This window comes from Longimicrobiaceae bacterium (genome assembly GCA_035696245.1).
Classification (GTDB): domain Bacteria; phylum Gemmatimonadota; class Gemmatimonadetes; order Longimicrobiales; family Longimicrobiaceae; genus DASRQW01.
This window is the reverse complement of the sequence record DASRQW010000178.1, coordinates 1-25,275: the sequence shown is the minus strand read 5'-3', so window position 1 is coordinate 25,275 and position 25,275 is coordinate 1. Positions and strand designations below refer to the sequence as shown.

19 protein-coding genes are annotated in these 25,275 nt (G+C 71.4%); 16 read left to right on the top strand and 3 right to left on the bottom strand.

The features are described from left to right. The first annotated feature begins 152 nt into the window (after nt 1-152). The 4 genes from VFE05_08525 (at nt 153) to VFE05_08510 (ending at nt 6,288) form a co-directional block, all read left to right on the top strand. Nucleotides 153-476 carry a DUF559 domain-containing protein gene (locus tag VFE05_08525; protein HET6230100.1) on the top strand — a complete coding sequence of 108 codons (324 nt, stop codon included), beginning with the start codon at nt 153-155 and terminating at the stop codon, nt 474-476. 95 nt (nt 477-571) lie between these two features. After that, on the top strand, nt 572-2,563 hold the full coding sequence (locus tag VFE05_08520; GenBank protein HET6230099.1) for a HAMP domain-containing sensor histidine kinase: 1,992 nt from the start codon (nt 572-574) through the stop codon (nt 2,561-2,563). A 410-nt stretch (nt 2,564-2,973) separates the two neighbouring features. Then, nucleotides 2,974-4,173, top strand: coding sequence for a serine hydrolase (locus VFE05_08515; GenBank protein HET6230098.1), 1,200 nt, complete (start codon nt 2,974-2,976; stop codon nt 4,171-4,173). Between the two features lie 168 nt (nt 4,174-4,341). Continuing rightward, complete coding sequence (locus tag VFE05_08510; protein ID HET6230097.1) at nt 4,342-6,288, top strand: hypothetical protein; 1,947 nt, start codon at nt 4,342-4,344, stop codon at nt 6,286-6,288. A gap of 204 nt (nt 6,289-6,492) precedes the next feature. Here the strand turns inward: VFE05_08510 and VFE05_08505 are convergent, their stop codons facing one another. Beyond that, complete coding sequence (locus VFE05_08505) at nt 6,493-7,404, bottom strand: hypothetical protein (protein HET6230096.1); 912 nt, start codon at nt 7,402-7,404, stop codon at nt 6,493-6,495. 430 nt (nt 7,405-7,834) lie between these two features. Here VFE05_08505 and VFE05_08500 point away from each other — a divergent pair, with 430 nt between their 5' ends. From VFE05_08500 to VFE05_08460, 9 genes are all read left to right on the top strand, one after another. Beyond that, a complete protein-coding gene (locus VFE05_08500) occupies nt 7,835-9,055 on the top strand; it encodes a DNA polymerase IV (GenBank protein HET6230095.1) in 1,221 nt (406 codons plus the stop codon). 191 nt (nt 9,056-9,246) lie between these two features. Next, nucleotides 9,247-9,705 carry a DUF5990 family protein gene (locus tag VFE05_08495; GenBank protein HET6230094.1) on the top strand — a complete coding sequence of 153 codons (459 nt, stop codon included), beginning with the start codon at nt 9,247-9,249 and terminating at the stop codon, nt 9,703-9,705. 210 nt (nt 9,706-9,915) lie between these two features. Continuing rightward, a complete protein-coding gene (locus VFE05_08490; protein ID HET6230093.1) occupies nt 9,916-10,836 on the top strand; it encodes a prohibitin family protein in 921 nt (306 codons plus the stop codon). A 139-nt stretch (nt 10,837-10,975) separates the two neighbouring features. Then, entirely contained in the window at nt 10,976-11,530 is a 555-nt protein-coding gene (locus VFE05_08485; protein HET6230092.1) for a DUF2721 domain-containing protein, read from the top strand. A gap of 564 nt (nt 11,531-12,094) precedes the next feature. Next, on the top strand, nt 12,095-12,574 hold the full coding sequence (locus VFE05_08480) for a hypothetical protein (GenBank protein ID HET6230091.1): 480 nt from the start codon (nt 12,095-12,097) through the stop codon (nt 12,572-12,574). A 95-nt stretch (nt 12,575-12,669) separates the two neighbouring features. Then, nucleotides 12,670-13,485: a hypothetical protein gene (locus tag VFE05_08475; GenBank protein HET6230090.1), complete on the top strand. Its 816-nt coding sequence runs from the start codon at nt 12,670-12,672 to the stop codon at nt 13,483-13,485. Between the two features lie 10 nt (nt 13,486-13,495). Beyond that, complete coding sequence (locus VFE05_08470) at nt 13,496-16,738, top strand: hypothetical protein (protein HET6230089.1); 3,243 nt, start codon at nt 13,496-13,498, stop codon at nt 16,736-16,738. 147 nt (nt 16,739-16,885) lie between these two features. After that, nucleotides 16,886-17,527: a hypothetical protein gene (locus tag VFE05_08465; protein HET6230088.1), complete on the top strand. Its 642-nt coding sequence runs from the start codon at nt 16,886-16,888 to the stop codon at nt 17,525-17,527. A gap of 166 nt (nt 17,528-17,693) precedes the next feature. Beyond that, nucleotides 17,694-18,593, top strand: a complete 900-nt coding sequence (locus tag VFE05_08460; GenBank protein ID HET6230087.1) for a site-2 protease family protein — start codon at nt 17,694-17,696, stop codon at nt 18,591-18,593. A gap of 485 nt (nt 18,594-19,078) precedes the next feature. Here the strand turns inward: VFE05_08460 and VFE05_08455 are convergent, their stop codons facing one another. Together VFE05_08455 and VFE05_08450 are read right to left on the bottom strand one after the other, a co-directional pair. After that, nucleotides 19,079-19,357 carry a hypothetical protein gene (locus tag VFE05_08455; GenBank protein HET6230086.1) on the bottom strand — a complete coding sequence of 93 codons (279 nt, stop codon included), beginning with the start codon at nt 19,355-19,357 and terminating at the stop codon, nt 19,079-19,081. Nucleotides 19,358-19,430: 73 nt separating this feature from the next. Then, nucleotides 19,431-22,547 carry a phosphoenolpyruvate carboxylase gene (locus VFE05_08450; GenBank protein HET6230085.1) on the bottom strand — a complete coding sequence of 1,039 codons (3,117 nt, stop codon included), beginning with the start codon at nt 22,545-22,547 and terminating at the stop codon, nt 19,431-19,433. A gap of 939 nt (nt 22,548-23,486) precedes the next feature. Here VFE05_08450 and VFE05_08445 point away from each other — a divergent pair. From VFE05_08445 to VFE05_08435, 3 genes are all read left to right on the top strand, one after another. Continuing rightward, the gene (locus VFE05_08445) at nt 23,487-23,888 is read left to right on the top strand and encodes a hypothetical protein (GenBank protein HET6230084.1); all 402 of its coding nucleotides are present in this window, start codon (nt 23,487-23,489) and stop codon (nt 23,886-23,888) included. Nucleotides 23,889-23,994: 106 nt separating this feature from the next. Next, nucleotides 23,995-24,450 carry a hypothetical protein gene (locus VFE05_08440; GenBank protein HET6230083.1) on the top strand — a complete coding sequence of 152 codons (456 nt, stop codon included), beginning with the start codon at nt 23,995-23,997 and terminating at the stop codon, nt 24,448-24,450. Nucleotides 24,451-24,599: 149 nt separating this feature from the next. Beyond that, on the top strand, nt 24,600-25,275 hold a 676-nt coding region (locus VFE05_08435; GenBank protein HET6230082.1), incomplete at its 3' end, for a radical SAM protein.

Below are 25,275 nucleotides of genomic sequence, written 5' to 3'. Positions count from 1 at the left end.
GGCCCCTCCCCCAAAACTGCCTGGGGGAGGGGAGAATTCGGGTGGATGCTGGAGTTATTGCTCGGGCTGGTAAATGGGGCTAGCGTCTATGACCGGGAGAGATCATGGAGCGGAAGCGGCGGGTGCGGGGGGCATCGCGGGAGCTGGTTAGAGTGGCAAAGCGGCTTCGGACGAAAATGACGCCGGCGGAGGCGGTGCTGTGGAGGGAGTTGCGAGGCGAGCGGCTTGGCGGCGTTCACTTCCGGCGGCAGCATCCCGTTGGGCAGGTCGTGTTGGACTTCTACTGCCCCGCCGCACGTCTTTGTATCGAGGTGGACGGCCCCGTTCACGACGGGCAAGCCGACGCCGATGCCGCCCGCTCCGCCTGGCTCGCCACTCACGGCATCCGCACCCTCCGCTTCCGAAATCATCAGGTCCTGACAGACCTCCCGACCGTACTGACCCACATCCAAATCGCGCTCACCCAGTCCGAGTAGCAACACCCTGACTCCCCTCCCCCAGGCAGTTTTGGGGGAGGGGCTGGGGGAGGGGGCCCCCTCTCCGCTGCGAAATCCCCTCCGCCACCCTCCCCATGACCCTTCCGCAGGCGCTCAGGCTGATCGCGTTCGTCGGGTTGCTGGCGCAGCTCGTGGGGGCGCTGCTGCTGGCCAGCCTCTTCCTGCTGCTGCGGCGCTACGGCGCGGCGCGGCGGCGGTACTGGTCGCTGTGGACGCTGGCGTGGGCGGCGCAGGTGGCGGGGATCCTGGCCCTCGTCGTCCGCTACATGCTGCTGCCGGACTTGGAAGACGGGCTGAACGACCACGATCCGCCGGTGGTGGCGCTGTTCTTCGCGTACCAGCTCGCCAAGCTCGCCTTCTACGCCGCCCTCGCGCTGGGTGCGCGCGCGTGGGTGCGGCGCGACGATGCGGGCGTGGCGTCGCGCACCGGTACGCCCGCCGCCGCGGCGCTCGTGGCCGCGATGGCGTTCGCCGCGGTGCCCCTGGCGCTGGGACGCGGGCTGGACGGGCTGGTGGTGTGGCACGCGCCGGTGGCGCTCGCGGCCACCGCGGGCTGTGCGGTGGCGCTCTTCCGCGCGCGGCACGGGCGCGGGGCCACCGGCCCGGTCGCCGCGGCCGCCTGCTTCGCGCTGCTGTCCGTGTGCGCCGCGGTGTACTTCGCGGCGTTCGGCTTCGCGGGGTACCTGCCGGCCGCGCTCGGCACCGCGATGGGGGCGATGGTGCACTACAACTCGTACGTGGACCTGCTGCTGCACCTGGTTCTGGGCTTCGCCATGGTGCTGCTGCTCATGGAAGACGTGCGGCAGGAGATGGAGCGCGGCCGCGGCGACGCCGAGCGCGCCGAGCAGCAGGCCCGCATCGTCGCCGAGGTGTCGGAGCTGTTCTCGGCGTCGCTGGACCACGAGGCCACGCTGCGCACCGTCGCGCGCCTGGTGCTGCCGCGCATGGCGGACTCGTGCATCGTGTACCTGCTGGACACCGCAGGCGCCGTGCGGCGGCTGGAGGCCGCGCACGTGGACCCTGAGCGCGAGGCGCGGCTGCGCGAGTACCTGCACCGCCACCCGCTGCGCCCCGGCAGCATCTTCGCCCCCGTCGCGCGGGTGCTGCGAACGGGCGCGCCCGAGCTGGTGCCCGCGTTGCCGCCGCAGGAGGCCGTGGCCGAGGGCGACGAGCCGGGCGACGCCGTGCTCTATCCGCGCTCCCTCATCGTCGCGCCGCTGCGGGTGCACGGCGAGACGCTGGGCGCCATCAGCTACGGGCTGGACGGCAGCGAGCGCGAGTACGGCCCCGACGACCTGGTCACCGCCGGCGAGATCGCACGCCGCGCCGCGCTCGCCATCGACAACGCGCGGCTGTACGGCGAGACGCGCCAGGCCGTGCACGCCCGCGAGCAGGTGCTGCAGATCGTCTCGCACGACCTGCGCAACCCGCTGGGGGTGATCATGCTCAACACCGGCATCGCCATGGAGGCGGTGGACCGCGCGGATGGCGACACCCGCGCCGCGCTGGAGGGCGTGGTCATGGCCGCCGGGCAGATGAACCGGCTCATCGAAAACCTGGTGGACCTGGCGCGCATGGACGCCGGGCACATGAGCCTGGAGCGCCAGCCTCACCCCGCCGCCTCGCTGGTCCGCGCCGCGGTGGCCATGCTGCGCCCGCTGGCCGACACCCGCGCACAGCGGCTGGAGCACGAGGTGCCCGACGGGCTGCCGCCGGTGTGGCTGGAGGCCGACCGGCTCCTCCAGGTGCTCTCCAACCTGGTCGGCAACGCCATCAAGTTCACGCCCGAGGGCGGCCGCATCGTGGTGAGCGCCGCGCGCGGCGACGGCGAGGTGCGCTTCTCCGTGGCGGACACGGGGCCGGGGATACAGGACGAGCACCAGCCCTTCCTCTTCGACCGCTTCTGGCAGGCGGACCGGTCGCGGCGCGGCGGCACGGGGCTGGGCCTCGCCATCGCCAAGGGAATCGTGGAAGCGCACGGCGGGCGCATCTGGGTCGAGAGCCGCCTGCGCGAAGGCAGCACCTTCCACTTCACCGTACCCGTCTTCGTCGAAACCGAAGGCTGATCGGGAGATGCACGGCCCCGCATCTTCGCGATCTATCGGGAGATGCAAGCCGCGCATCGTCTACGAATCTCGGTAGATGAGAAGCCACCCATCCGCCGTGGCGCTTCGGAGATGCGCGTCCGACGATGCACATCTCCCGACCCGCGGCGCATCAGCGGATGCGCATCTCCCGAACGACACGGTCAGTCGCTGGATGCGCATCTTCCCTATCGCCCAATCCAACGCTCACACCGCCCTTGGCCTCGGCCGAGGCAGATGCGCCCGCGTCGAAACAGGCGCTGCAGAATGATCTACAGCGCACTGTTCCGGTAACGGCGTGGCCGTCCATGCGCGGCGAGCGGTTTGCGTGCACACGCGGACCGGCGGACGAAGAAGCCGATACGAACCCAGGACCGACGAGCGGGGTGACGATGCGTGACCTGCGGGCGATGGTACGGCGGGCAGCGGGTCTGTCGATGCTGCTGGCGGCGACGGCGTGCTCGGCCACGGCGGCGGGACGTCCGCCGTCCACGGTCGCGGCGGCGAGTGCGCGCGCGGAAGCCGTGTACTACCCGCCCGCGGGCGACGGCTGGGAGCGGCGAGATCCCGCACAGCTCGGCTTCCGCGCGGACGCACTGGCCGCCGCGGTCGCCTACGCGCAGGCGCACGAGACGCCGTGGCCGCACGACATCGCCCGCGCCATTCGCGAGAGCGGGCTGGGCGCCGGCCCGTATGGCGAGATCCTGGGCCCGGTGCGCGACCGCGGCGGCCCCGCCGGGCTGGTCATCCGCCACGGCTACATCGCCGCCGAGTGGGGCGACACGCGCCGGCCGGACATCACCTTCAGCATCGCCAAGAGCTTCCTGGGCACGCTCGCGGGCGTCGCGCTGGACCGCCGCCTCATCCGCAGCGTGGACGATTCCGTGCGAGCCTACGTGCACGACGGCGGCTTCGACAGCCCACACGACGCGCCCATCACCTGGCGCATGCTGCTCAACCAGACGAGCGAGTGGGAGGGCACGCTGTGGGACAAGCCCGACGTGGCCGACCGCCGCGAGGGCCACGACCGCACGCTGCGGGCGCCGGGCACTTTCTGGGAGTACAACGACGTTCGCGTGAACCGCACCGCGCTTTCACTGCTGCGCGTGTGGCACCGCCCGCTGCCGCAGGTGCTGCATGAGCGGGTGATGGACCCCATCGGCGCCTCGCGCGGCTGGGAGTGGTACGGCTACCGCAACTCGTTCGTCCTGGTGGATGGGCGGCGGGTGCAGTCGGTGAGCGGCGGGAGCCACTGGGGCGGGGGGATGTTCATCAGCGCGCGCGACCAGGCGCGATTCGGGCTCCTGTACCTGCGCCGGGGCCGCTGGGCCGGGCGCCATCTGCTGTCCGAAGACTGGGTGCGCGCCGCCACCACGCCAGCCGCCATCAAGCCCACGTACGGCTACCTCTGGTGGCTCAACAGCGACCGCAAGCTCTACCCCAGTGCGCCCGCCAGCAGCTTCTTCGCCCTGGGCGCCGGCAGCAACGTCATCTGGGTCGACCCCGACCACGACCTCGTCGCCGTCATCCGCTGGATCGACAACAAGGAGATCGACGCCTTCATCGCACGGGTGATGGCGGCCGTGGAGTAGACGTGTACCGCGATCAGCATCCGCCTACCGGCTGTCTTCTTTGGATTCGCATCCCCCACCACCAGCGGGGAAACGCGTTGGCCGGACCGCGGCCGGGTAGTACATTAGCTGCCGGCGCCGCGGAAGCCCGGCGACCTTCCTCCCTCCTCCGCATCCGAATCCGTCCGAATGCTCTCTCGCACCTTCCGCGCGCTCGCAGCCGCGTCGCTCGCCGTGGCGGCGGGCGCTTGTTATCCGAAGCCCAAGCTCACCCCCAGCGACGCTGAGACCGTGCTGTCGCGGCAGCTGATTGACGCGCCGGATCCCTCACAGCCGGGGCCGTTCGCGGTCAAGCGGCTGTACTACGGCAGCGGCACCGACCGGCGGCGGCCGGAGTACCGCGACTCGGTGAGCATCAAGACAACCTCGGTCGACGCGAGCAAGCTGGTGGACCTGCGCGACGACGCGAAGTCGCGCAACAAGTACTGGGGCTTCACGCCCAAGGAGTTCCCCCGCAACGCGCGGGTCTGGTATCCCGACGGGCCCGGCCCCTTCCCGCTGGTGCTGGTGGTGCACGGCAACCACCAGATGGAGAAGTACAGCGACCCCGGCTACGCGTACCTGGGCGAGCTGCTGGCCAGCCGCGGCTACATCGTGGCGAGCGTGGACGAGAACTTCCTCAACGGCAACATCCGCGGCGAGAACGACGGCCGCGCGTGGATGCTGCTGAAGCACCTGGAGAGCTGGCGCGACTTCAACCGCACGCCCGGCAACCCGTTCTTCGGGCGGGTGGACATGAACCGCATCGCGCTGATGGGCCACTCGCGCGGCGGCGAGGCGGTGGGCGAGGCGGCGGCGTTCAACCAGCTCTCGCGCTATCCGGACGACGCCAACGTCAAGTTCGACTTCCACTTCCCCATCCGCGCGCTGGTCGCCATCGCGCCGGTGGACGCGCAGTACAAGCCGGCCGAGCAGCTGAACCCGGTCGAGAACGTGAGCTACATGGTCTTCCACGGCTCGCACGACGGCGACGTGAGCAGCTTCACCGGGCTGCGGCAGTACAACCGCGTGCGCTTCACCGACGGGCAGCCGCACCTGAAGGCCGCCGTCTACGTCTACCGCGCAAACCACGGGCAGTGGAACACGGTGTGGGGGCCCATGGACGAGGGGCCGCGCAGCAACCGCTCGCTCGACCTGCGCAGCCTCATCTCCGGAGACGAGCAGCGGCAGTTCGCCCGCGTGTACGTCTCCGCCTTCCTGGATGCCACGCTCAAGGACGACCGCCGCTACCTGCCGCTCTTCCGCGACCACCGGCTGGCGGGCGCGTGGCTGCCCAAGACGATGTACGTCACGCGCTTCCAGGAGGGCAGCTTCCGGCCGCTGGCGACGTTCCAGGAAGACGTGGACGTGACCACGGGCACGGAGCGCGGCGTGGCGGTGCGCGGCGACTCGCTGAGCACCTGGAAGGAAGCCGCGCTCAAGCTTCGCAACCGCAACGGATTGCAGGAGAACAACGCGGTGTGGCTGGGCTGGAACAACCGCCTGGCGGGCGACGACACCACGCGCATGGGCCCGCCCGCCGCGTACACCATCGCGCTGCCGGACTCGCTCCCCGCGCGCTGGGGCCTGGACGAGGGCGCGTCGCTCCAGCTCGCGCTCGTGCCCACGGACGACGCGCCCGGCCCGCGCAAGGCGCCGTCCACGCCCGGCGATTCGGCCGCGGGGAAGACGCCGGCCCGCCGCGGGCGCACTTCCGCCGCGCCGAAGCCCAAGGCGGACCCGGACGCGCCGAAGCCGCCCATCGACCTCACGGTGGAGGTGGCGGACGCGGCCGGGCACGTGGCGCGGCTGCCGCTCAGCCGCTACGGCGCCATCCGCCGCCCGCTCCAGACGTACGTGCTGCGCCGCCGCGACCGCGAGGCCAGCGCCTTCCCCGCGCAGTACGAACTGGTGATGCAGAGCTTCTCCATCCCCCTGGCGGACTTCCGGGCGGCGGCGCCGGGGCTGGACCCGCGCAGCCTCCGCACCGTCCGCCTCGTCTTCGACCGCTCGGTCGCGGGCACCGTGATCCTGGACGATGTCGGCTTCGCGCACCTGGACCCCGCCTACACCCGCGTCGTCGTCCCGGCGAGCTGACTCCGCGATCCTGCACAACTGCTCGGTGGGGAGATGGAAACACGCGGACAATCGGATGAACGACGGGGAAGATGCGGATCGCTTCGGGAGATGTTGGGCGGACGGGTGGACAGAGCGATGCCGGTAGGTTTCTGCGGATGCGAAGCGAACGGCCCCGGGGCGGATGCGCCTCGGGGCCGTTCGTCTTCCGTGCTGCGTTGCCGTTCAGTGCCAGGAGATGCCGACGCGGTGCACGGCGCCGGGCCCGTCCAGCCCGCGGAACGCGTAGTCCAGTGAGAGATGGTCCCAGACGAAGCCGCCTCCCAGCGTCAGCACCGCCGACTCGCCTTCATCGCCGCGGCGGACACCGGCGCGGCCCACGAACGTGCGGCCCTCGACCGGATAGTAGCCGACCTCCACGCCGCCCCCCGGCATCATCCGCCCCCCGGCCAGGCGGCTCACCGCGGCGGCGGCGGACACGTCCAGCGGGCCGACGGGGCGCCCCGGCAGCGTCGCGTCCAGGGTGATGCGGGCGGGCAGCCGCGCCTTCTCCCCGCCTACCGAGAGCGACGGGCCGAGGTCCTGCGCGGCGAGCCCGGCGACCAGGCGGCGGACCTTGGTCGTGACGCCCACGTCCGCGGCCCAGCCCACGTCCTGCTCGGAGCCCAGCCGCTCCTGCACGAGCTTGCCCGCCACGCCCAGGCGGAAGCGCCGCCACGACCGCGCGTACCCCGCCGTCGCCGCCAGCTCCGACACCGCCGTGGGGCCCTTCGCCGCGAGCGACGCTTCGTCCTCCCCCAGCTGCGACACGTCGAATGCGGAGGTGGTGTAGCTCAGGATCTGGAGCCCGAAGCCGAACGCGGACGGCCCCGATCCGCGCGCCCCCGCCAGGTTCGCGACCGTCGCCGCCGAGCCGTAGCGCGCCACCTCCACGCCCACGCCGCCGGTGGAGTCGATGGCCGCGGGGTTGTAGAAGACGGCGTTCGCGTCGCCGCCGTCCAGTGGGAAGGCGCCGCCCATGCCCGCCGCGCGCACGCTGGCGGGCAGCCCCAGCACCCGCGGCGAGTGCCCGGTTTGCGCGGTGCAAGGCGCAGCCGCGAGCGTGGCCAGCAGAGCGGCCGGAAGAAGCTTGTTCATTCGGTGGGATCGGCGGAGGGAGGATCGTTGGATGCGCGGCGACCAAGCTACATCTCCCGCCGCCGGAAACAACACCTGCCCCGCACGACGGCCGATCACACCGGCCGCGCGATGGCCTGGAGCCGGTAGCCGTGCATCGGCCGAAGTCGCATGGGCGCCGGTAGATGAACGGCAGGAAGGCGGCGCAGATCGGCCGATCCGCGGGGTCCGGGCGGAGACTACGGCTCGGTAGATGGCAGCCACCGCATCGCATCGGCGGCGACGCACGGGCTGCGCGCGAGATGCGGGTGCGGAGGTGCCGATCCTCGTTCCCCGATCCGCATCCACCGAATGCGCGGCCCTACATCTCACGTCTCCATACCGTAAACACACCGAAGCGCGTATTTTCCGGGAGGCGGATTTCTCCTCTTCCTCTCGATCGGGACGGGCCTTGGACGCGACCGCGCGCACGCCGCGCATCCTGCTGGCGGACTGCGACTCGTACTTCGTGCGATGCGCCATGCTGGCCGACCCCGAGGGCGCCGGCAAGGCCGAGCTGCTCATCGTGGGCGGCAAGCCGACCGGGCGCGGCGTGGTCACGTCCGCCAGCTACGCGGCGCGCAAGTACGGCGTGCACGCGGGGATGCCCATGGCGACGGCGCTGCGTATGTGCCCCAAGGCGATGTGCGTGCCCGTGCCCGGCGAGATGGTGTCGCGCAAGCACCACGAGGTGCGCGAGGTGCTCGACCGCTTCTCGCCCGTGGTGGAGGCGGCGAGCGTGGACGAGTTCTACCTGGACCTCACCGGCACCGAGGAGCTGTATCGCGGCGAGCCGCTGGAAGAGACGGCGCGGCGCATCCAGGCCGCGGTGATGGACGAGACCGAGATCGCCATCTCGCTGGGCGGCGCCACGCAGCGCATCCTGGCGAAGATGGCCGCGTCGGTGCACAAGCCGATGGGCATCTTCATCGTCCCTCCGGGCGGCGAGAGCGAGTTCATGCTGCGCTTCGAACTGGCGGACATCCCCGGCGTGGGGCCTGCGTTCGCCGAGCAGCTACGCCGCCGCGGCGCCGTGACCGTCCGCGACCTGGCTTCGGTAGACGAGGCGACGCTCTGCTCGTGGATCGGCGACGGGCGCGGCAGGTGGCTGCACGGCGTGGTGCACGGCCGCGCATCGAGCGAGGTGAGCCGCCGCGCGCCGCAGAAGTCCATCTCGCACGAGCGCACCTTCCCGCAGGACATCTCGGACGACGAAGAGCTGGAAGGGCGCCTCCTCTACCTGGTGGGCGAGACGGGGAACGCCCTGCGCGGCGACGGATTGAAGGCGCGCACCATCACCGTGAAGCTGCGCTACGGCGACTTCACCGACCGTAGCGCCAGCCGCACCGTGGCCCAGCCGCTGGAGAGCGACCGCGCGCTCTTCGCCGTCGCCCGCGCGCTCCTGCGCCAGCTTCGCGCGCAGCGGCGCGGCGGGGTGCGGCTGCTGGGCGTGGGCGTCTCCAAGCTAGGCGACGATCCGGACGAGGAGCCCATGCTCTTCGAGATGCCGCAGACGCTGGAGAGCGACCGCGACCGCCGCCTCTCCGCCGCCACCGACCGCCTGCGAGGCCGCTTCGGCAAGGAAGCCGTCCTCCCCGCCCGCGTCGCCCCCAAGCCCAGGCCCGCCAAGTAGCCGCCCGCCCGCGTAGATGCGAACCCGTCGCCGCGAAGAGTCGGCCGCGGTTTTCCCGATGCCCGATGAAGGCGGGGCGCCACGAAGCCGGGGATGAGCGGCGACGCATCTCACGCGTCTTGTGCGGAGCCGCGCGGCGCGGCTTATTGGATGCTCGCCCTCCGTTTCCCGTCTCGCTCCCCCGCCGTCCTGTGCCCGCTGAGATCACGCTCCGCATCACCGTCGTCGCGCCGCCGGCGGGCGTCACCTTCCGCGTGCAGCGCGGCAAGTCGGACCTGGAGCCGCCGGTGGAGGTGGACGCACGGCATCTCTCGTTCGACGTGACGGTGCGCGTGGTGGACCCGCGGCCGGACGGCTCGCCGGACTTCCGCGGGCCGTGCGTGCAAGGGCGGCCCGGCGAGCGGTTCGTCTACGTCAACTCCGGCACCAGCGCCGGCCAGGCGGGTTCCTGCTGGACGCGGCGGATGAAGGTCCACCTCGCCGGCATCCCCCGCGAGCTGGCGGACCGCGCGCTTGCGGACCCGTCGCTGCGCCTGGAGGCGCGCGTGGCGGGCACGGCGCGAGACGGCGGCCCCGCGTGCGCGACCGTCCCGCTCCTGGGCGGAGGCTGGAAAGCGGTCTCGACCGCCGCGACCGCCACCCCGGCCTGAACGTCCGCCGCACATCTTCCCGGCGACTCCCGCTGATCGGCCACGGCACGGCAGCGCCATCCGCGGTGCGCCCGGGAGCAGCGGAGTGACACAAAGCGTTTCCATCCAACGTAGTCCACGCCAGCCGGGCAGCTTCGCACAGAGGCGCCGGCGGGGGAGGACGCTCCGTCCGGGGCGCCTCCGCTTCACCCCACTCAGGCAAACCGACGCATGTCTACCGTGCAGATTCCCATGGGCCGCCCGTCCGTCTCGCGCGGCGGGAACGGCGTTCCCGCGCTGGTGAAGTCCATTCCCGTCATCCTCGGCCTGCTGCTGGTGGTGACGCTGCTCACGGGCGCGTTCACGTACATCAACCCCGGCAACGTGGGAATCAAGATCGACAAGCTGGGCGGCGGGGTGGAGCGCGCGCCGCTCATGCCCGGCATGCACTTCCGCATGCCGTTCACCACCGAGATCGAGGAGTATCCGGTCTTCATGCAGACGCTGGTGCTGGCGCGCACCAGCAACGAGGGCTCGGAGAACAACGACGAGATCAACGTGAACAGCGTGGAGGGCCAGCCGGTGTCGATGGACGTGTCGCTCTCGTTCGAGCTGGACCCGTCGCGCACGCCGCTGCTGTACACCACGTTCCGCACCGACATCCAGGCCATCCAGCACGGATACGTGAAGCAGGCGATCCGTCAGGCGCTGCAGGAGGTGGTGGGCGGCGAGGAGATCGCGGCGATCCTGGGACCCAAGAAGGCCGAGACGGTGGCGCACGCCCAGCGGCTCATCACCAACCGCCTGTCGCCGTACGGTTTCATGGTCAAGCAGTTCACCATCAACGAGATCCGCGCGCCGGGCGCCGTGATGGAGGCCATCAACACCAAGAACGTGATGCAGCAGCAGGCGCTCACCGCGCAGAACGAGCTGCAGAAGAACACGTTCCAGGCGCAGGGCGACAGCATCAAGGCGCAGGGCCGCGCCAAGGCGATCCTGGCCGAGGCCGAGGCGCAGGCCAAGGCCAACCAGCTGCTGGCGCAGAGCATCACGCCCACCCTGGTGCAGTACGAGATGACCAAGCGCTGGGACGGCAAGATGCCCCAGGTCACCGGCGGCGCCACCCCGCTGCTCCAGCTTCCCAGGCAGTAGACGCAGCCTCCCATCTCCCGATCGGACCGCGGATTCGAGGCGGTTCGGGAGATGCGGAGCGCGGGATATGATGTGGCGGATGACGAGGTAGATGCGGCGCCCCCTGTCGGCACGGGGGGCGCCGCCTCACATTCGGGAGATGGAACCCAACCTTCCCGACGCGCTGTCCGTGCTGTCGGCCATGATCACGCCCGCCGTGCTGATCTCGGCGTGCGGGTCGCTGATCATGGCTACGTCCAGCCGGGCGAACCGCGCGGTGGACCGGGCACGCGACGTGGCCGCGCTGTTCGCGGCGCTCCAGCAGGCGCCGCCGGAGCGCGAGCTGCTGGACGAGGAGCGGCGGATGCTGTTCCGGCAGCTCGACCTCACCACGCGCCGCTCGCGGCTGCTGCAGCGGGCGCTGGCGCGCCTGTACTCGGCGCTGGGGACGTTCGTGGCCACCAGCGTGGCGATCGGGCTGGTCGCCGTGAGCGGACGGCAGTACACGTGGGTGCCCGTCGCGCTCGGGCTGCTCGGCGCGGGGCTGCTGCTGTACGCCAGCCTGCTGCTGGTGCGCGAGTCGCGCGTGGCCCTGGAGGCGCTGGAGGCGGAGATGGACTTCATCTGGCGCGAGGGCAGGCACCGCGCGACGCCGGAGCTGCTGAACCTGCACCGTGCAGCGCCGCGAGTCTTCTTCCGCTGGCGCCGCGGCTGAAGCGTCTCTCCGGCCGCACCACAGCCGGCAGATCGATATCGAACGAGCCCGTGGCCACCGCCGCGGGCTCTTTCCGCTTGTGCGGTGGAAGGCAGCGAAGTAGTTGATGCGATGTAGGTTATCTGCCAAATCGTCCCGCGCGGAAGCGGCGGATGCGATGAATCGCACCCCTACGCACCGCGGGGCCGCGCCGGGGGGAGTGGTGAGATGGTAGCGTGGATCGGCGGATTGGATGCGCGATGCGGGTGTCTGAAAAGCTTCTGACAGGGGCGTGGTTGTATCGAAATTTTACACATGCAGCTAAACGGCGCTTTTACTGGAAGATATGAGGCTGAGGCTCCACCTCGCGGACAGGTTCTGGTCGATTCGGACGTTGGCGCAGCGCGGCATGCATCTCGTTTAAACGCTTGTAGATAGGTGGTTTACGCAGCGGGCACATGATGGTACGGGACTCGCTCTAGGTGAGGACGAACCAACGACGGCAGCAGGTCACGCGCACCATTCCGGTTCCGTACCGCCGCAGCAGTCAGCTCCGCATCAACCAACACACCTGAGGGAAACACCATGAAGACGCTCCGCATCGCCGTGCCCGCGCTCGCCCTGCTCGCCTTCGCCGGCGCCGCGCATGCCCAGACCGCCACGCAGAGCGTGGCTTACGAGGTCCAGGCCATCAACCAGATCGCCTTCACCGGCTCGCCGTCGCTGACCATCAGCACCGCCACCGCGGGCTCGGCGCCCACGTCGGTGACCGCGAACGGCTCGTACGCGATCACCACCAACGAGACCGACCGCAAGATCACCGCGGAGCTGGACAGCGACATGCCGGCCGGCACCACGCTGTCGGTGACGCTGGCGGCCCCGTCGGGCGCGACGAGCGCCGGGGCGGTCTCGCTGTCGACCACCGCGCAGGACGTGGTGACGGGTATCAGCACGGTGAACCAGAGCGGCCTGAACGCGGGCTACACGCTGGCCGCCACCGTGGCGGCGGGCGTGGTCCCGGCCGGCTCGCGCGAGGTCACGTACACGGTCGTCGCCGGCTCCTGAGCCCGGCTCCGAAGCAGCGCCGCGGGCGGGGGGCCTGGTGCCCTCCGCCCGCGGCGGTTTTTACCGCATCATCCTTCTCGCAGGAACCCGGTACCATGAACCGTCCCAAGCTCCGCATCTCCCTGGCCCTGCTCGGCCTGCTGCTCGCTCCCGCGGCCGGCGCACGCGCGCAGGTGGCCGTGACCAGCCCCGCCGTGCAGGAGCACGACGCGCGGCCCGGCGAGCGCTACCAGGGCACCATCCGCGTGCGCAACACCACCGGACGCCCGCAGCAGGCGCGCATCTACCTGGCCGACTACGCCTTCCAGGCCGACGGCGTGACGCGCTACGGCGCCCCCGGCAGCTCGCCGCGCTCGAACGCGGCGTGGATCACCGTGAGCCCGTCTTCCGTGACCGTGCCCGCGGGCCAGGAGGTGACCGTCGCCTACTCGGTCGCGGTGCCCGAGGGGCGCCCGCTCGCGGGCACGTTCTGGAGCATGGTCATGGTGGAGGCGCGGGGCGACGCGGCGCCGGCGGCAGGCGCGGCGCGCGGCGCACGGGTGAGCCTGGGCGTGCGGCCCACCATCCGCTACGGCGTGCAGGTGGCGACGACCATCGCCGGCACGGGCACGCGCAAGGCGGAGTTCGCAGGCACGCGCGCCGAGGGCTCGGCGGCGGGGAAGGCGCTGGAGTTCGACGTGCTGAACAGCGGCGACCTGGCGTTCCGCCCGGCGCTGCGCCTGGAGCTGTTCGACGAGCAGGGCGCGCCCGCCGGGAAGTTCGAGGCCAAGCGCGGCCTGGTCTACCCCGGCACGTCGGTGCGCCAGCGCTTCGAGCTGGGTGCGCTGCCTGCGGGCACGTACCAGGCGCTGGTGGTGGCGGACACGGGCGGCGACGAGGTGTTCGGCGCGCGCTACCGCCTCAAGCTCTGACCCGCCGGTCGTGAAGCCCTCGCCGGGCATGCGCGGCATCCGCCCGCTCGCCATGCTGTTCGCCGCCGCCTTCGCGGCACTCTCGCCCGCACCCGCCGCTGCGCAGATGCGGGTGGAGCTGCGCGGCCCGGCGGCGGTGGAAGCGGCGCCCGGCGGGCCGGCCACGCTCGTCTTCCGCCTGACGAACGCATCGGGGCGCACGCTCACGGTGAGCGGCCAGGCCGTGCTGCCCGCGGGGTGGCGGGCGGTGGCGAGCGATCTGCCCACCCCGCTCGCGGCCGGGGCGGGGGAGACGCGGCCGGTGGGCTTCACCGTGCCGGCAGGCGCGCGGCCCGGCGCCTACGTCGTGCGCTACACCGCTTCGGCGGAGGGATTCGCATCGGCCGACTCCGCCGTCGTGCGGGTGCGGGAGATTCGGGCGCTGGAGGTACGGGCGGGCGCGGCCCCGCGGTTCGCGGTCGCGGGAGATGCGTACACGGCGTCGTTCTCCGTGCGCAACCGCGGCAACGCGGCGGCCCGCGTCCGCCTCTCCGCCACCGGCAGCCGCGGCTCCGCGGCTCGGCCCGACGTCGCCGACGTGCTGCTCGGCCCGGGCGAGGAGCGGCCGGTGCGCGTGACCGTGACGCCCGCCGCGGGGCCGGCGGACGGCGCGGCGGTGATCGACCGAGTGGAGCTGCGCGCGTCGTCGATCGCGGACACGTCGGTGCGCGCCGCGGCGACCACGCGCGTGCAGGTGGTCGCGCACGCAGCCTCGGGCGTGCAGGACCGCTTCCACCGTCTGCCGGTGGAGGTGCGCCTGCGGACGGGAGACGCGGGCGGGCAAGGCACGACGGCGATCCCCTCCATCTCGGGCGCGGGCACGCTCTCGGCCGGTGGCGGGACGCGCGTGGACTTCCTCGCCCGCCCGCGCGACCCGCGGCCGTCGCTGCTGGCCGACCCCGGCGAGTACCGCCTGGGCATCACCGGCCGCGGCTTCGACGTGCGCCTGGGCGACGGCATCTACGCCCTCTCGCGCCTCACCGAACCGGGGCGCTCGGCCTTCGGCGCGGGCGGGTCGATCGCGGCGGGGCCGCTGGTCGCGTCGGCCTTCACGGCGCGCCCCCGCAACGGGTTCGCCGGGGCGACGGAGACCGGCGGCTTCGCGGGCCTGCGCTTCGGCCCGGTGACGCGCCTGGGCGTCGGCTACCTCCAGCGGACCGGCCGCGACTCCGGCGCGGTGACGACGGCGCGCGCCACGGTGGTGCCCGTGCGCGGGACCACGTTGGACGCGGAGGCGGGCCGTTCGGTAGATGGGAACGGCACGGCGACGTCGCTGGAGGCGTACGGCTCGCGGCCCCGCATCTCCTTCTCCGTGCGCCACCTGCGGGCCGACAGCGCGTACCCGGGCCCGCAGCGAGGCGTGAGCGAGGACTGGGGCTCGCTCACGCTGCGCCCGGTTGGTGCGTTCCACCTAGGCGCCTCCATCGGCCGCCGCACCGGCGGCGAGAACGTGTACGGCGAGCTGCTGCCCATCCTCTTCCGCACACCGCGCCTGGTCCGCTCCGCGCGCGGGGAGATCGGGTACGGCGGCCTGCTCACGCTGGAGATGCTGGACGAGCAGCGCGCGGGTGGCCGCCTCGGCGCCGAGTACGACCGCGAGTCGCGGACGATGGCGGCGAGCAGCACGCTGCGGCACGGGCGCTCGTGGCTCCAGCCGCGGGTGGAGCTCGGCACGGTGACGGACCGCGCCACGGGCGAGACCTCGCCCGCGCGGCGGCTGTCGTTGCGCGCGGGAGCGGCGGCGGGAGCGGCCTCGGTCTCCGCATCGGTGGAGCGCTTCCAGGGCACCGTGCTGGAGACGGGCGAGGTGCGCGACGGCGTGTCAGCTTCGGTAGATGCGCAGGCGCGGCTCGCCACCGGCACCGGCGTTCGCGTCTCGGCCTCCGGCACGCGCGCGCCGGGCGCGTTCGTTCCCGAGGCGGGCGCCGTGGAGGTGGGGGTGGACCAGGCGCTGCCGTTCGGGCACCGCATCGAGGCGCGGGCGCGGGTCGCCGGCGGCTCCACCACCGGCGCGCCGCGGACCGCGTTCACGGTGGACTACGTGGTGCCCGTGGGCGTGCCCGTCGCCCGCCTGCGCGACGCGGGGGAGGTCTCCGGGCGCCTCTTCGACGCCGAGACGGGGCAGGGCCTGGCCGGCGTGCCCGTGCGGCTGGGCGACCGCGTGGTGGCCACGGACCGGCGCGGGCGCTGGTCGTTCGGCGGCGTCACGCCGGGCACCTACTACCTGGAGGTCGACCGGCTGACCGCGGGCGTGGACCGCGTGACGCAGCGCCCCATGCCGCTCAAGGTGACCGTGGTGGGCGGCGAGGCGAGGCGCGAGGAGGTGGGGATGGTGCGCGGGGCGCGCGTGGACGGCTCGGTGCACGTGTACGACTTCGCGCCCGGCGCCGAGGGGCCGGGAGATGGACGGCCGCTGGTGGATGCGGGCGCGCTGGGCGGCGTGACCATCGAGCTCTCTCGCGAGGGCGAGACGCAGCGGCGCGTGTCCGACGCGAGCGGGGCGTTCGCGCTCACGGGCCTGGCGCCCGGCCGCTGGCGCCTCTCCATCGACGCGGCCGACCTGCCGCCGCACCACTACGCCGAAGCCGACACGCAGGGCGTGCACCTCGCTCCGGGCGAGACGCGCGAGGTTCGCATCCGCATCGTCCCCCGCTTCCGCCCCGTGCAGATCGTGGGCGGCGGCGACATCGTCATCGAAGCCGCGCCGGGCGAGCGCACCGCCTCCGCGCCCCGTCCGGCGCCGGTGCCCGCTCCGCCTTCCCGCATCCCCGCGCCGGCCGCCACCGTAGCGGCCGCTCCCGCGACCGCGCGTCCGAGCGATTCGCGCACCCCATCTCCGTCCGCTCCAGCCGGCGCATCCGCGCCCGCCCGCGGGCTCGTGCACGTGGACGCGGAGGCGGCGCGGGCGGAGACGCGGCGCGAGACCGCTGCGTCCGCGACCCGCTCGCCGGTGCCGGTGCGACACGCGGGACGAGCGCCGGTGACGACGGTGCAGCGCGCGCTTCCGGGCGAGCGGAACCTGATCGTCGTCGCGCGGCGGGTGTACGGCGACGCGTCGCTGTGGCCGAAGCTGTGGGTGGCGAACAAGGAGGAAGTGCTCGTGCCGGGCCTCATCGCGCCGGGCCAGCTTCTCCGCATCCCGCCCAAGGCCCCGCTCACCGCCGCCGAGCGCGACGCGCAGCAGCGCTACGAGATGATGGTCGTACCGCAGTAGCTCGCATCCGCAAAGGCCGCGAGCCGAACGACGGCCCGCATCTACCTGTGATGCAGGGCCGTCGTTGCCGGAAAACAGACTTTCCTCTACTATTCACGTCACCTCCCGGCATCCCGCCGCCGTTCCATCTCCGCACATCACAAGATCATGTCCATCCCTCCTCCCGACGCCGCGGGCGCCATGTCCCTGCAGTTCGACTCCGCCGAGCCCGCCGCCGCCGTCGCCATCGAGGCGCAGTCCATAGAGTGCGCCTTCTGCAGGACCGGCATCGACGACTCGTACCACGAAGTCGGCGGCCGCGTGGCGTGCACTTCATGCCGCAAGGGCGTGGAGGCCGAGCTCGCCCGCGGCGCCACTCCGGGCGGGCTGGTCCTCGCGTTCGTATTGGGCACGGGCGCGGCAGTGCTGGGCGCGGCGCTGTACCTGGCGATGGTGTACTTCCTGAACGTGGAGATCGGGCTGGTCGCCATCCTGGTCGGGTGGCTGGTGGGCAAGGCCGTGCGGAAGGGTGCCGGCGGGCGGGGCGGCGTGCCGTATCAGGTGACGGCGGCGGTGCTCACCTACCTCGCGATCCTTACCATCTACGTGCCCTACCAGCTCGGCCAGGGTGGCGCGCTCTTCCCGGCGCTGCTGGTGGCGCCGGTGGCGGAAGGATTCAAGAACGTTCTGGGGATCCTGATCATGGGCTTCGGCGTGCTCCAGGCGTGGCGCATGACGGCACCCGCCAGGGTCTCGGTCACCGGCCCATATCGGGTGGGCGCCGACCGCGCGGCGGCGCAGCCGGGGTGAGCGAGCTCGTCCTGGGCCCCGCGCGTACGTCGGAGCTGGCCTGCGACCGCTGCGGCACCGAGGTGGCGCCGGGGATGCTGAGCTGCCCCGGCTGCCAGCGCCTGGTGCACGGCGCACGGCTGGAGCGCCTGGCGGCCGGCGCCGAGGCGGAGGAGGAGACGGCTACTTGGCCGCCGCGCTGCCGCTCTGGCATGAGGCGCTGGATCTGCTGCCTCGCGAGACGCGGCAGCATGCGGTCATCTCCCAGCGCGTGCTGGGCCTCACCCGCCGCATCGATGCGGGCGAAGGCAAGGCGAAGCCCGAGGCGGGACAGGCGAAGCCCGGCAAAGCGTCGTCGGGCGCGAAGAAAGGCGGCATAATCGCCACGCTCGCGGCTCTGCTGCTCAAGTTCAAGACGCTGCTCCTCCTCGCGTTCGGCCAGGGCAAGCTCCTGCTGCTGGGGCTGGGGAAGATGGGCACCTTGCTGAGCATGTTCGCCACCGTCGGCGTGTACTGGTCGATCTGGAGCTGGAAGTTCGCGCTGGGCTTCGTGCTGTGCATCTACGTGCACGAGATGGGGCACGTAGCGGCGCTTCGTCGCTACGGCATGAAAGCCGACGCGCCGATGTTCGTGCCCGGCCTGGGTGCCCTGATCCGGCTTCGGCAGGGGCTGACCACTCCCCGGCAGGATGCGCGCATCGGCATGGCGGGCCCGCTGTGGGGCCTGGGGGGGGCGGTGGCGTGCTGGGGCCTGCACCTGGCCACCGGCTTCGGGCTGTGGGCCGCTCTGGCGTGGAGCGGGGCACTGCTCAACCTCCTCAACCTCACGCCCGTCTGGCAGCTCGACGGAGCCCGCGGCTTCGCGGCGCTCACGCGGGCCCAGCGGTGGATGATCGCCGCGCTCTTCGCCGGGGTGTGGCTCGCGACCGGATCCCGCTGGATGTCGCTGCCCACCCTGCTGGCCGTGTGGCGGGCGTTCACCCCCGCCGCGGACGAGCCGGACTGGCGCACCTTCGCCACGTTCGCCGGCCTCGTCGCCGCCCTCGGCGTGCTCACCGCCATCCACGTCCCCGCCGTCGCGCGATAGCTGCGCGCCGTGGGAACAATAAACTCAGATCGCCTCCCCACGGACCGTGAGGAGGCGATCTGAATTGCAATGTGGGGCCTGGCACGACTAGTCGTCGATCGCCGTTCGTACCGTAAGTCCCGGTACGCGTTTGAAGTCCTTGATGTTTGCGGTCACCATCGTAAGCCCATGTACAAGGCACGTCGCCGCTAGCCACATGTCGTTCATCCCGATCACCGTCCCCGCTGCCGCCAGTTCCGCCCATACACGCGCATGAGCGCGCGCAACCATCACGTCGATGGGGAGCAGAGGCATCCGTGAAAGCAAGAGCTCGACCGAAGCTGAGCGCCTAGCCCTCAACGCTGCATCCCTTGCGCGGTGGACGCCGTGGAGCAACTCGCTGGCTGTGACCACCGAGACGAAGGAATCCTGACTGCGAAGCGGTGCAACCTGTTGAGGCGCTGTGTCCAGGGCTCGCTCCCAAGCGATGAGCGTGCTCGTGTCGATCAGGAGTCCCACGGATCCATGATCGGTATCGCGTCAACTTCCCGGCGCGCGTCCGCGATGTCCTTCTCGAATTCATCTAGCTCCGCAGAATCGAGACGTGGCATGGAAGCGAGCAGATCTAGCAGCTCCCCCAGCTTCATGCCTGCTGGGACCGGACGCAGCTCCGCGACAGGTCGTTTTCCTCGCATCAACACGAAACTTTCTCCTTTGTAGGAAACCCGGTTCACGTACTCGGCGAAGTTGCGTGCGACTTCTGTCACGGATCTCTTCGTGTTCATCACTACCTCCATCAGCAGATGATTATCAGAATATCAGATAACCTGATCCATGTCCAGTCTCCGCCGGAACTGCTCACCCCGTGCTCTGCATGGCGGCGGCGATGCCGTTCACGCTGAGGAAGAGCGCCTGGCGCAGCGGCTCGCGGTCGTCCTCCGCGGCGGCGCGGTAGCGGCGGATCAGCTCGACCTGGAGGAGGTTGAGCACGTCCGTGTAGGGGTTGCGGAGCGAGATGGACTTCTGGATCACAGGGCTGTTGTCCAGGAGCTCGCGCTCGCCCGTGATGCGCAGGATCGCGCGGCGGGCCCGCTCGAAATCCGCTTCGATCGCGCGCGGAGTCTCCGCCTCGGCGCCGTCTCGATCGACGTTTCCATCGCGGGGATCGGCGTCCGGCGCGACGTCTTCGGCGAGTGCGGCGTAGTGGCGGGCGATGGGGAGGCGGGCGCGGGCCATCTCGCGCTCGGCGTTCTCCACCACGGCACGGAAGAAGGTCCACTCGCGCTCCAGGCGAGCGAGCGTGTCCGCGGCGCCTTCGTCCTCCATCGCCTCGGCGAGCGCGGCGCCGATGCCGTACCAGCCGGGCACGAGGTAGCGCACCTGAGTCCACGCAAACACCCACGGCACCGCGCGCAGGTTCTCCAGGTTCGCCTTGCCGCCCGTGCGCGCCACCGGTCGCGACGCGATGGGCAGGCGGCTGATCTGCTCGATGGGCGTGGCGCGCGTGAACCAGTCCCAGAACCCCGGCGCGTCCACCAGCCCGCGGTACGCCTCCATCGACCGCGTGGCGATGCGGTCCATCAGCCGCTCCGCATCCGCATCCCGTCCGCGCTCCGCCTGCTCCCCGCCCGCGGACGCGGAGGCGAGGGAGACGATCATCGCGTTCGCGAGCTGCTCCATGTGTCGCCGCGCCAGCTCCGGCAGCGCGTACCGGAACGAGATGACCTCGCCCTGCTCGGTCACGCGGATGCGGCCGTTGTGCACGGCCGGCGGCATGCCCAGGATGGCCTCGCCGGCGCGGCCGCCGCCGCGGCCCACGGTGCCGCCGCGGCCGTGGAAGAAGCGCACGTCCACGCCCGCCGCGGCGCAGGCGCGGCCCAGGCGGTCCAGCGCCCGGTGCAGCGCCCAGTTCGCCATCCAGTAGCCCCCGTCCTTGTTGCTGTCCGAGTAGCCGACCATGATCTCCTGGAACCGCCCGCGCGCCTGCAGGTGCGCGGCGTACTCGGGCTGCGCGAACAGCGCCCGCATGCGCGCGTCGCTGGCGTCCAGGTCCTCGATGGTCTCGAACAGCGGCACCACGTCCAGCGGGCAGGGCGTGCCGGGGCGCCACAGCCCCGCCTCCTTGGCCAGCAGCAGCGGCTCCAGCAGGTCGCTGGTGTCGTGCGTCATGCTCACGATGTAGCTGCCGATGCTGGCCGGCTCGCGCGCCAGCGCCTCGCGCACCACGGCGAACGTCTCCAGGGCGATGCGCGCAGCGTCCGGCAGCTCGGCGCCGGGCGGGAGCAGCGGCCGCGGGTTGCGCAGCTCGGCGGAGAGCACGGCCAGGCGCGCATCTTCATCGAGCGACGCGTAGTCGTCCGCCACTCCCGCGGCGCGGAGGATGGCGGCCACCGCCTCTTCGTGCACGCCGCTGTGCTGGCGCACGTCCAGCGCGGCCACGTGGAAGCCGAAGGTGCGCGCCAGCACCAGCAGCCGCGCCAGCCGCCCGTGCCGCGCCACGTCGCCGAAGCCGCTCCCCGCCAGGCACCGCTCCAGCAGCTCCAGGTCCGCGACGAACCGCGCGCCGTCGTACATCGCCGCCCCCGAACCGGCGTCGGCCAGCGGGGGGACGGCGGATGAGGATGCGTCCAGCGCGGCGACGTCGCGGCTCGCGGCGGCGCGCAGGCCTTCGATGCGCGCCATCAGGTAGCTGGTCTTCAGGCGGTACGGCTCGCCGCGCGTGTGGCGGCCCTCCAGCTTCACCTCCGCCCCGTCGCGGTCGATGGACTCCAGCAGCTCCGGCGGCGCGGGTGCCCAGCGCTCGGACAGGCTCAGCTCGCGGCGCAGCTCACGAAGCTCGCCCAGGTACTGGCCCAGCACGGCGCGGCGGTGCGCGGCCAGCGTCCAGCGCGTGACCTGCGGCGTCACGTTCGGGTTCCCGTCGCGGTCCCCGCCGATCCACGACCTGTAGCGCAGGAACACCGGCACGCCGTCGGTAGATGCACAACTGGCCGACTCCGCGTTGCCCGGCGCGGCATCTCCCGAAGGGGCCGCCATCTGCGCATCCGCCGATGTGCCGCGGACCGCACCGCCGTCCGCCCGATCCACATCTCCCGATGCGCTGTCATCGTCGCGATGCGCATCTCCCGAAGCGCCTGCTGTCGAGCCGCTGGCGGCAGGCTTCTCATCTCCCGAAGCGCCATCTGCCGATGCAGCATCTGCGGACGCGCCATCCGCCGCGTCGCCGTAGTGGCGGGCGAGGGCGCGGCGGAGGTCTTCGTGGATGCGGGGAATGGCCTCCCAGATGGGACCCAGCAGAAAGTAGAGGCCGTGCTCCACCTCGTCCTGCACGGTGGGGCGCTCGCCGCGCACCTCGTCGGTGGCGAGGAGGAGCGCGATCTGGTTGGCCAGCTCGTCCAGCGCCGCCTCGGTCTCCTCGGGCGTGGCGTCGCAGCCGCGCGCGCCCTGGAGCAGCGCGGCGATGCGCTGCTGCTTGAGCAATATGCTGCGCCGCCGCGCCTCGGTGGGGTGCGCGGTGAGGGTGGGCTGCACGTCCAGCCGCGCGAGCAGCGTCAGCGCATCGGCCTTCGACAGCCCGCGCGCCTTCAGCTCCGCGACGGCCTGGTCGATGGACTCGGGCCGCGTCTCGCCCGCGCCGTGCCGCGCCCGCTCGCGGTTGATGCGCACGATCTCCTGCTTCTCGGCCTGGTTCACCAGGTGGAAGAACGCGGTGTACGCCCGCAGCAGCCACACGATGCGCTCGTGGTCCAGCCCGCGGACGGTCTCGGCCGCCCGGTCGCGCAGCTGCGGCGCGTTCTCGTTCGCGGCGCGCTTGCACAGCAGCCGGAGCTCTTCCACCAGCGCCAGCATCTCCGGCCCCGCCTGCCGGCTGATGGCCTGCCCCAGCATGCCGCCCAGCAGGTTCACCTGCTCGCTCAGCGGCTGCGAGATGCCCGTGCCTTCCGTCTCTACGTGTAGCCCCTGCCAGCGCGTCATCGGGATGGAATTTCGTGTGAGTGCGATTGCTGTGGAGATGCGCGGCGGCCGGAGCGAGAAGCTTGCCAGTTGGGAAGCCTCACCTATCCTCCTGACCGGCGGTCCAAGATCAGCCGCGATTCGACAGCGCCACCCGTCGGCGATTATTGTACGCAGAGACATCCGATTCCATATTGCCAAAACTATCGAATCGCCTTACATGCGCCTTCACATTGGAATCTGCCATGATCAACCTCACCGGACGTTCGCTCCAGATCTGGGCAACATCCATAGCTCTGGCCTCGATCGTCGGGGCGGTAGCATGCGGGAGCGACGGCGGCATCACCCAACCCGGACAGCGAAGGGCCGGAGCACGGGGAGATATCGCGCCCGACAGCACGACAGTGTTCGGCGTCACCCTGGCGCCGCTCACCACCGACTTCTCGGAGTGGTGCACCGACGCCTACGGCCACCTCCACGAGTTTGCATACGAGTGCGCACAGGCTGGGGAGCCGACCCCTACGATCCCCGAGCCTCCGTCGTATGACCCCGGTGGCACCGGGGGTGGCGGCGGGGACCCCACGCCGGCTCCGGATCCGCCCACCCCTCCCGGCGAGCCTCCGGCAGACTCTACCGCTCCTTCCACTTGGTGCCCCACGATGCTAGGTGGCAAGCTTATTACCGCACTGATCCCGGTGGGCGGCGCAGGCGTGCAGGAGTTCAGGTTCGACGGGGCGAATCTGAAGGGTGGAGGGTGGTCGCCGGCACGCTACACGCTCACTCATCCCACCGCGAATCGCGATGGCTCGTGGTTCGCCGAATCAGGTTGGATCACGATCAATTGCGTTGGATACTTCACCCCGTCCATCGGAGGCTTTCGTCTCTGGATCGGGAATGCATCATGGGCCGGTGGCTCCGACCTGCACATGGTGCAAGGTCCTCTACCTTGATCGATACGTGATGAACAGAGATCGCAACTACTTGGGCCTCTTCACGGAAGAGGAGCTGTCCGCCGCGCTTGCGCTCATCGGTTCAGGGGAGAACGCGCGGGCGGTGGCTGCGGAGGTCTATTCGATCCCAGAGGCCGAGCAGATACACTACGACTGGATAGACACCCCCGTGTACCTGCTGGCCTGCGTCTCCGAAGCACTGGAGGAGCGGGTCACGAGGGATTTTTTCGATCCAGGAGATGCGGATCACCGCGATAGCTTCCGCGACGGGCTGAACCATATGCGCCGGCTCGTTCGGCACCATGCCTCCGATCCGTCGTCCCCCGTCCCGTTCGCGGTCGAGGGTGTGATCTACGACACCCGCCAGCCAGAAGGCAGACCCGAGGATCTTCCGGCGTCGTCCACACCATGAACGAATCGCGTAAACCCACCCCTATGCCACGCCCCCGACCGATGACCACCAAGAAAAACATCTCACGTAGACGACAGATGAGGACGATGCTCGCGCGTGCCGGAGAATGTCTCACACGCCTGACAAACGCCGCCCCGGGATGGTCGTCGTGACGGCCGGCCGCGAGAAAGCGCTACGAATCGCGGCGATCGTCTTCGGGCTCGCGCTCCTGATCTTCGCCTTCGCGCTCGTTGAGCTCGACGCGCACCGGGGGACTGCGTACATCGAGACGCACGCGACTGCCGGGGTGATCCTCCTGGTCTACCTCATCGCACCTCGGCCGGCGTGGTGGGGCGCGATGCTGGCGGGCATGGCCGCGGGGCCGCTCGCGGCCGTGATCGTGGAGGGCCATCTCACGCCGGGCATCGTGGCGAGCGCCATCGGCAACACCATGGCCGACCTGGCCGTGCTCCTGCCCGCGGCCGCGGCGCTCGCCTACGGCACCGGCTGGAAGCGCCGGCGCGCGCCCGAGCCGACCGCGCCTCTCCCGCCTCTCGCGAACAGCTCCACGCCTGACGCCTGACCAGCCGCACGCAGCACGCCGGCCGACGGATCCAGAGGCCGTCCCGATCGCCTCCAGCCCATGCATCTCCCGGCAGTGGAAGGATTTCGGCGGATGTGTTATCTTCCGAACAAACGCCGAAACACCCCACCTTTCGCAGTGCCGGACGCATGACGACGAACCTGGTGACCATCCGCGGGCGCGGCGCCGCCGACAACCCGCCCAACCGCTTCGAGCGGCTGTCGTACGCCCCCGACGACGAGACGCGCGACCCGGACGATCCCGGCCCGCGCACGCTCTTCTTCCGTGACCCCACGCAGAAGCTGCTCACGCGCAACGACAGCCCCGACGTCAGCTTTGACGTGGGGCTCAACCCGTACCGCGGGTGCGAGCACGGCTGCATCTACTGCTTCGCGCGGCCCACGCACGAGTACCTGGGCTTCTCGGCCGGGCTGGACTTCGAGACGCGCATCATGGTCAAGGAGGACGCGCCGGCCCTGCTTCGCAAGGAGCTGTCGGCGCGGAGCTGGACGCCCACGCCCATCGGCCTGAGCGGGGTGACGGACCCGTACCAGCCCGTGGAGCGGCGGCTGCGCATCACGCGCGGCTGCCTGGAGGTGCTGGCGGAGTTCCGCAACCCGGTGGCCGTCATCACCAAGAACCACCTCGTCACCCGCGACGCCGACGTGCTGGCGGAGCTCGCCGCGCACGAGGCCGTGGTCGTCAACCTCTCCGTCACCACGCTCGACGCGGACCTGCAGCGCATCATGGAGCCGCGCACGTCCACGCCGGCCAAGCGGCTGGACGCCATCGAGAAGCTGGCGAAGGCGGGCGTGCCGGTGTCGG

Coding starts and splice junctions, on each gene's coding strand:
- VFE05_08450 (HET6230085.1), bottom strand. CDS start 22,547: ATGACGCGCTGGCAGGGGCTACACGTAGAGACGGAAGGCACGGGCATC.
- VFE05_08475 (HET6230090.1), top strand. CDS start 12,670: ATGAACCGTCCCAAGCTCCGCATCTCCCTGGCCCTGCTCGGCCTGCTG.
- VFE05_08515 (HET6230098.1), top strand. CDS start 2,974: ATGCGTGACCTGCGGGCGATGGTACGGCGGGCAGCGGGTCTGTCGATG.
- VFE05_08520 (HET6230099.1), top strand. CDS start 572: ATGACCCTTCCGCAGGCGCTCAGGCTGATCGCGTTCGTCGGGTTGCTG.
- VFE05_08440 (HET6230083.1), top strand. CDS start 23,995: ATGTCTCACACGCCTGACAAACGCCGCCCCGGGATGGTCGTCGTGACG.
- VFE05_08505 (HET6230096.1), bottom strand. CDS start 7,404: ATGAACAAGCTTCTTCCGGCCGCTCTGCTGGCCACGCTCGCGGCTGCG.
- VFE05_08465 (HET6230088.1), top strand. CDS start 16,886: ATGTCCATCCCTCCTCCCGACGCCGCGGGCGCCATGTCCCTGCAGTTC.
- VFE05_08480 (HET6230091.1), top strand. CDS start 12,095: ATGAAGACGCTCCGCATCGCCGTGCCCGCGCTCGCCCTGCTCGCCTTC.
- VFE05_08445 (HET6230084.1), top strand. CDS start 23,487: ATGAACAGAGATCGCAACTACTTGGGCCTCTTCACGGAAGAGGAGCTG.
- VFE05_08490 (HET6230093.1), top strand. CDS start 9,916: ATGTCTACCGTGCAGATTCCCATGGGCCGCCCGTCCGTCTCGCGCGGC.
- VFE05_08485 (HET6230092.1), top strand. CDS start 10,976: ATGGAACCCAACCTTCCCGACGCGCTGTCCGTGCTGTCGGCCATGATC.
- VFE05_08455 (HET6230086.1), bottom strand. CDS start 19,357: ATGAACACGAAGAGATCCGTGACAGAAGTCGCACGCAACTTCGCCGAG.
- VFE05_08510 (HET6230097.1), top strand. CDS start 4,342: ATGCTCTCTCGCACCTTCCGCGCGCTCGCAGCCGCGTCGCTCGCCGTG.